This is a genomic window from Kitasatospora sp. NPDC127067, from assembly GCF_042724755.1.
Lineage (GTDB): Bacteria > Actinomycetota > Actinomycetes > Streptomycetales > Streptomycetaceae > Kitasatospora > Kitasatospora lactacystinica.
Genome location: NZ_JBHXEM010000008.1, coordinates 129,770 through 136,499, shown reverse-complemented (window position 1 = coordinate 136,499; position 6,730 = coordinate 129,770). Strand labels below are relative to the sequence as shown.

Sequence of the window (6,730 nt, the reverse complement as noted above, 5' to 3'; positions counted from 1 at the left end):
GACTTTTGGCACGCTGTTGAGTTCTCAAGGAACGGACGCTTCCTTCGGACCGCCTTCCAGCGGACCCTCCGGGCTTCGTTCTTTCGTGTTTCCAGTTTATCAGACGCTTTCCGCTCCGTTTTCCGGAGTTTCATTCATCGGATTCGCTTTCCGCCTTGCCGCCCCGGTCTCCCGCAGCGACTCCGGAACTGTACGGGGACCGGCCCGCCACATGCAAATCGTCCCGCCCCGCTGACGCGGGACGGGACGATCCGTGGTTCGGGCACCGTCAGGCGCGGCCCATCTCCTCGGCGATGGCCGCCGCGAAGGCGTCGATGTCGGCCTCCGTGGTGTCGAAGGCGCACATCCAGCGGACCTCGCCGGTGTGCTCGTTCCAGAAGTAGAAGCGGTAGCGCTTCTGGAGCCGCTCGCTCACCTCGCGCGGGAGGATCGCGAACACCGCGTTCGCCTGGACCGGGCGGACCACCTCGACGCCGTCGATCTTCCGGACCGCTGCCTCCAGGCGGCTGGCCATCGCGTTGGCGTGGCCGGCGTTGCGGAGGTAGAGGTCGCCGGAGAGCAGCGCCTCGAACTGGACCGAGACGAAGCGCATCTTCGACGCGAGCTGCATCGAGGTCTTGCGCAGGTACTTGATGTTGCGCACCCGCTCCGGGTTGAGCACCACCACGACCTCGCCGAACAGCAGGCCGTTCTTCGTCCCGCCGAAGGAGAGCACGTCGACGCCGACGTCGGTGGTGAAGTCGCGCAGCGGCAGGCCGAGCGAGGCGGCGGCGTTGGCCAGTCGGGAGCCGTCCACGTGGACGAGCATGCCCAGCTGGTGGGCGTGCTCGGTGATCGCGCGGATCTCGTCGGGGGTGTAGAGGGTGCCGAGCTCGGTGCTCTGGGTGATGGAGACCGCGAGCGGCTGCGCGCGGTGCTCGTCGCCGAAGCCCCAGGCCTGCTGGTCGAGCAGCTCGGGGGTGAGCTTGCCGTCCGGGGTGGGGACGGTGAGCAGCTTGATGCCGCCCATCTTCTCCGGGGCGCCGCCCTCGTCGACGTGGATGTGGGCCGACTCTGCGCAGACCACCGCGCCCCAGCGCGGGAGCAGCGACTGGAGGGCGACCACGTTGGCGCCGGTGCCGTTGAAGACGGGGTAGGCCTCGGCCTTCTCGCCGAAGTGGCGGCGGAAGACGTCCTGGAGGTGGGCCGTGTAGTCGTCCTCGCCGTAGGCGATCTGGTGACCGCCGTTGGCGAGGGCTATCGCGGCGAGGACCTCCGGGTGGACGCCGGCGTAGTTGTCGCTGGCGAAGCCGCGGACGGCGGGGTCGTGCCGCCGTACCGCGTCCGTACGGGTGAGGTCGGTCATCGGGCTGTCAGCCACAGGTGCTGTCCGTTCAGTTCTGCTGCGGGGCGGTCCCAGAGGCCCGCCAGGTGGCCGGCGAGGTCGGTGGTGTCCGTGAAGCCGGCGAACTTCGCCTCCGGCTTCTCGGCCCGCATTTCGGGGCTGACCAGCGCCTTGATGACCAGGATCGCAGCCGCGGCGGTGGGCTCGCCGTCGGGGTCGGTGGTCTCCTTCTTGAAGGAGTCCGCCATGGCGAGGGTCCACGCCTCGGTGGCGGCCTTGGCGGCCGCGTAGGCGGCGCCGCCGGCGGTGGGCTTGTGCGCGGCCGCGGCGGAGATCATCGCGTAGCGGCCGGCGGTGCTGCGGACCAGCGCGGGCTGGAAGGCCAGCGAGGTGTGCTGGAGGGTCCGCACGACGGTGTCGTGCAGGAAGTCCCAGTCGTCCAGCCGGGTGTCGAAGAAGGTCTTGCTGCCGCGCCAGCCGCCGACCAGGTGGAACAGGCCGTCGACGTGGCCGTGCTCCGACTCCAGGTGGTCGGCCCAGTCGTGGACCTCCTGCGGGTCGAGCAGGTCGATCACCTGGCCGCTGACCTTGGCGCCGCGGACGGCCACCCGGGTGGCGTCCAGGGCGGACTCCAGGCGCTGGGCGTCGATGTCGGCGCCGATCACGGTGGCACCGTCGGCGGTGAGGCGGCGCAGCACGGCGCGGCCGGCCGGGCCGCTGGCTCCGGCGACGGCGATGACCTTGCCGGCCAGCGGGGCGTTGGTGGAGGTGGTCACGCGGCGGCTCCCTGGATCCCGGCGCCGGTGATGCCGGCGGTGGCGGCGATGACGCCGCTCAGCTTCTTGTTGAGGGCCTCGTAGAACATGCTCAGCGGGAACTCGTCCGGGAGCACGGCATCGCACAGGGCCTTGTTGAGGGCCTTGCCGTCGGTGATGTCGAGCGGCAGCGCCTCGGAGCCCTTCGCCCAGGTGGAGGCCGGGTGCGGGGTGAGGTAGCGGGAGACCAAATCGTAGGCGGCGATCCAGTGGGCCGGCTTCGGCCGGTCGATGCCGTCGCGGTAGAGGGTCTCGATCTCGGCGCAGAGCGCGTTGGTGACCTGCGGGGCGCGCTCCCAGTCGATGCTGAGGCGGTTGTCGCGCCAGCTCAGCGCGTCGTGCTTGTGCAGGTAGGCGAAGAGCAGCTGGCCGCCCATGCCGTCGTAGTTGCGCACCCGGTCGCCGGAGACCGGGAAGCGGAACAGGCGGTCGAAGAGGATCGCGTACTGGACGTCGCGGGCGTGCCGGTTGCCCTCGGTCTCCAGCTTCACCGCCTCCTTGAAGGTGGTGAGGTCGCAGCGGAGCTCCTCCAGGCCGTACATCCAGAACGGGCTGCGCTGCTTGATCATGAAGGGGTCGAACGGCAGGTCGCCGTGGCTGTGGGTGCGGTCGTGGACCAGGTCCCACAGGACGAAGGTCTCCTGCGCGCGCTGCTGGTCCTGGAGCAGGCCCTCGGCGTCGGCCGGGATCTCCAGGCCGAGCTGCTGGACGGCGCTGCTGGAGACGGCGCGGAAGCGGGCGGCCTCGCGGTCGCAGAAGATGCCGCCCCAGGTGAAACGCTCCGGCGCCTTGCGCACGGAGACGGTCTCGGGGAAGAGCACGGCGGAGTTGGTGTCGTAGCCGGCGGTGAAGTCCGTGAAGGTGATCGGCACGAACATCGGGTTGTCGAAGCGGGTGCGCTCCAGCTCGGCCAGCCAGTCGGGCCACACGACGCTCAGCAGGACGGCTTCCAGGTTGCGGTCCGGGTTGCCGTTCTGGGTGTACATCGGGAAGACGACCAGGTGCTCCAGCCCGTCCTCGCGCTGGTCGGCGGGGTGGAAGGCGAGCAGCGAGTCCAGGAAGTCGGGCTCGCGGTAGCCGGTGTCGGCCCACTTGGCGAGGTCCGCGTCGACGGTGGCCAGGTAGGCGGCGTCGTGCGGGAAGTGCGGAGCGAGCTCCTGGACGGCGGCGCGGACGGTGGCGACCAGCGGGTCGACCGTGTGCCGCTGGACGGCGGCCAGGTCGATCGAGCCGTCCTTCGACTGGAGCGGGCGCAGCGTCTCGACGGCCTCCTTCAGGCGCAGCCAGGCCGGGTGGCCGGCGAGGGTCGAGACCGGGGCGTCGGCCGCCACAGCGAGCCTTGGCGAAAGATTCTGCATCGTGGACTCACTTCGACAGGAGTTATTTCAACGGGGACACCATAAGTACGAAAGGTTCTCCTGTTCAAGAGGGCCATGACCGGCAAAGCTCCGGTGCACCGCCCCTCCGGCGCCCAAACCTTCGACGGGAGGCGGGTTGTCCGGCATGTGGACAGTGATCTGGATGTTCTGGACAGATGCGCTGTTCTGATGCGAACCTCCCCGCATGCTCCCGGCGGTGATCACGGTGGCCGAACGCCACGACAGCCCCTTCCGGGCGCCCTCCCGTCGGCACGTCTGCCGTCGCTGTCGCGCGCGCGGCCTGAGCTGCCGCTGTCGCCGCTGCTGTTGACCGGCCTGCCGCCGCCCCGGCTGCTGCCGATCCGGCTCGGGGGGCGCCGCGGACGCGGGCCCGTACGCCGACCATGCCGCGTGTGTTCCGGCGCCGCCACCGGGGGGAAGTGACCCGCCGGGATGCGGGCCGCCCGTCGCGCCCTCCCGTGCCCCTCCTCGTTCCCCCCCGTCCCGCCGGTCCTTCCCTGGAGCCCTGTCATGACCCTCCGCAAGCCCTCCTCCGTACTGCCCATCGCCGCGCTGGTCGCCGCCGCGGCCGTGCTGACCGCCTGCGCGCCGCAGGACTCGAAGTCCGACGCCGCCTCGGGCGCGGGCGGGACGGCGGCGGGCTGCGCGCCGGGGGCGCTGGCCACGCGCACCGCCGGAACGCTGACCGTCGGCACCGACAAGCCCGCGTACGACCCGTGGTTCTCCGACGACAAGCCGGAGAACGGCAAGGGCTTCGAGTCCGCCGTGGCCTACGCGGTCGCCGAGAAGCTCGGCTACCCGAAGGAGAAGGTCGGCTGGGTGGTCGCACCGTTCAACAAGGCGACCTCCCCGGGCGCCAAGGACTTCGACTTCGACATCAACCAGGTGTCCGTCAGCGACGAGCGCAAGCAGGCCGTGGACTTCTCCTCCGGCTACTACGACGTGCGCCAGACCGTCATCGCGCTGAAGAACTCCAAGGCGGCGGGCGCCAGGAGCATCGCCGACCTCAAGGGCGCCAAGCTCGGCGCGCAGGTCGGCACCACGAGCCTGGACACCATCACCAACACCATCAAGCCGAGCACCCAGCCGGCCGTCTTCGACTCCAACGACCTGGCCAAGGCCGCGCTGAAGAACGGCCAGATCGACGCCCTGGTGGTGGACCTGCCGACCGCCTTCTACATCACCGGCGCCGAGGTCCCGGAGGCCCAGGTGGTCGGCCAGTTCGAGGCCGCCGCGCAGGCCGAGCAGTTCGGTCTGGTGCTGGACAAGGGCTCCAAGCTGACCGGCTGCGTCTCCCAGGCCGTGGACGCGCTGCGCGCCGACGGCACGCTGGCGAAGCTGGAGAAGCAGTGGCTGTCCGACGCCGTCTCGGCACCGGTGCTGAAGTGAGCGCTGACCTGAGCCCCGGGCCGGGCGGGGAGGCGCCGGGCGGGGAGGCGCCGGGCGCCGCCGGTCCGGCGGAGCTCACCAAGGTGCCGGCGCCGCGCACCGCACGGCCGACCGGGGCGCCGGCGACGGAGGACGACTACCGTCCGTCCGAGCGGCGGCTGGCGCACGAGGCGTACCGGCGGTCCCGGGCCCGCCGCTCGGCGCTGATCGCCACCGGCTCGACCCTGGCCACGGCCGTCGTGCTCTACCTCCTGATCGTCAACTCCCCCGGGTGGGAGGTGACTCGGCGGACCTTCTTCAACCTCGACTACGCCCGCCAGGCGCTGCCCGAGGTGCTGAAGGGACTGCGGCTGAACCTGGAGCTGATGCTCGGCTGCGGGGCGTTGATCCTGCTGTTCGGGCTGCTGCTGGCGGTGCTGCGGACGCTGCGCGGTCCGGTCTTCCTGCCGGTACGGCTGTTGGCCACCGCGTACGTGGACTTCTTCCTCGGGCTGCCGATGATCATCTGCCTGCTGGTGATGATCACCGGAGTGCCGGCGCTGCGGCTGACCGGGGTGACCACCGATCCGCTGCTGCTGGGCGGGGCCGCCCTGGTGCTGACCTACTCGGCGTACGTGTCGGAGGTGTTCCGCTCCGGCATCGAGTCGGTGCACCCGAGCCAGCGGGCCGCGGCGCGGTCGCTGGGGCTGACCAACGCGCAGACGATGCGGTACGTGGTGCTGCCGCAGGCCGTCCGCCGGGTCGTGCCGCCGCTGCTCAACAACCTGGTGAGCCTCCAGAAGGACACCGGGCTGGTCTCGATCGGCGGCGCGATCGACGCGGTGTACGCGGCGAAGATCATCGCGGCTCGCTCCTTCAACTTCACGCCGTACCTGGTGGCGGGGCTGGTGTTCATCGTGCTGACCATTCCGCTGACCCGGTTCGCCGACTGGCTTACCGCCCGGATGAACCGCCGCCAGCTCCAGGGAGGTGCGGTGTGACGTCGAGCGACGTGCTCCGGTTGGAGTCGGTGCGCAAGACCTTCGGCGGCCAGGTGGTGCTGCGCGACGTGGACCTCGCCGTGGCCGAGCACTCGGTGACGGCGCTGATCGGGGCCTCCGGCTCCGGCAAGTCCACGCTGATGCGCTGCGTCAACCTGCTGGAGGGGATCGACGACGGGGCGATCTTCCTGGACGGCGAGGAGATCACCGATCCGCGCGCGGACGAGGACGCCGTGCGGCGCCGGATCGGTGTGGTGTTCCAGTCGTACAACCTGTTCCCGCATCTGACGGTGCTGGAGAACATCACGCTCGCCCCGCGCCGGGTGCACCGCGTCGCCCGGGCCGAGTCACGGGCCCGGGCGCTGGAACTGCTCGACCGGCTCGGGCTGGCGGCCAAGGCCGAGGAGTACCCGGACCGGCTCTCCGGCGGGCAGCAGCAGCGGGTCGCCATCGTGCGCGCGCTGGCCACCGGGCCGCGGCTGCTGCTCCTCGACGAGATCACCGCGGCGCTCGACCCGGTGCTGGTCGGCGAGGTGCTGTCGGTGGTGCGGGACCTCAAGGAACAGGGGATGACGATGGTCCTCTCCACCCACGAGATGGGCTTCGCCCGTGAGGTCGCCGACCAGGTCTGCTTTCTGGACGGCGGGGTGGTGCTCGAACAGGGGCCGCCGGAGCAGGTGTTCGGCGATCCGCAGGAGGAGCGGACGCGGCAGTTCCTCAGCCGGGTGGTCGCCTCGGGTCGGCTCCAGGGCTGAGCGCCCCCGCCTGATGGCGGCCGGGTGGGCGGTCCGCTCGGCCGGGGAATGCGACCAGGCGTGCGACGGGTGTGCGGCCAGGGCTTTC

The 6,730-nt window shown here is 70.9% G+C and carries 6 protein-coding genes; 3 read left to right on the top strand and 3 right to left on the bottom strand.

The annotated features are described in order from the left end of the window. Window positions 1-268: 268 nt before the first annotated feature. Genes ACFWJ4_RS05880 through ACFWJ4_RS05870 form a run of 3 tightly spaced genes read right to left on the bottom strand, consistent with a single transcriptional unit; the run spans window position 269 to window position 3,497 of the window. On the bottom strand, window positions 269-1,345 hold the full coding sequence (locus ACFWJ4_RS05880; RefSeq protein WP_359914671.1) for a low specificity L-threonine aldolase: 1,077 nt from the start codon (window positions 1,343-1,345) through the stop codon (window positions 269-271). Beyond that, window positions 1,342-2,100, bottom strand: coding sequence for an SDR family NAD(P)-dependent oxidoreductase (locus tag ACFWJ4_RS05875; RefSeq protein ID WP_359914666.1), 759 nt, complete (start codon window positions 2,098-2,100; stop codon window positions 1,342-1,344). The genes ACFWJ4_RS05880 and ACFWJ4_RS05875 overlap by 4 nt, the downstream gene beginning before the upstream one ends. Next, the gene (locus ACFWJ4_RS05870) at window positions 2,097-3,497 is read right to left on the bottom strand and encodes a DUF6421 family protein (protein ID WP_380539619.1); all 1,401 of its coding nucleotides are present in this window, start codon (window positions 3,495-3,497) and stop codon (window positions 2,097-2,099) included. Before ACFWJ4_RS05870 ends, ACFWJ4_RS05875 begins: the two co-directional genes overlap by 4 nt. A 531-nt stretch (window positions 3,498-4,028) precedes the next feature. Here ACFWJ4_RS05870 and ACFWJ4_RS05865 point away from each other — a divergent pair. The 3 genes from ACFWJ4_RS05865 (at window position 4,029) to ACFWJ4_RS05855 (ending at window position 6,642) form a co-directional block, all read left to right on the top strand. Continuing rightward, a complete protein-coding gene (locus tag ACFWJ4_RS05865) occupies window positions 4,029-4,907 on the top strand; it encodes an ABC transporter substrate-binding protein (protein WP_380539616.1) in 879 nt (292 codons plus the stop codon). A gap of 83 nt (window positions 4,908-4,990) precedes the next feature. After that, on the top strand, window positions 4,991-5,887 hold the full coding sequence (locus ACFWJ4_RS05860) for an amino acid ABC transporter permease (protein ID WP_380539637.1): 897 nt from the start codon (window positions 4,991-4,993) through the stop codon (window positions 5,885-5,887). After that, complete coding sequence (locus tag ACFWJ4_RS05855; RefSeq protein ID WP_380539613.1) at window positions 5,884-6,642, top strand: amino acid ABC transporter ATP-binding protein; 759 nt, start codon at window positions 5,884-5,886, stop codon at window positions 6,640-6,642. Before ACFWJ4_RS05860 ends, ACFWJ4_RS05855 begins: the two co-directional genes overlap by 4 nt. Window positions 6,643-6,730 lie beyond the last annotated feature (88 nt).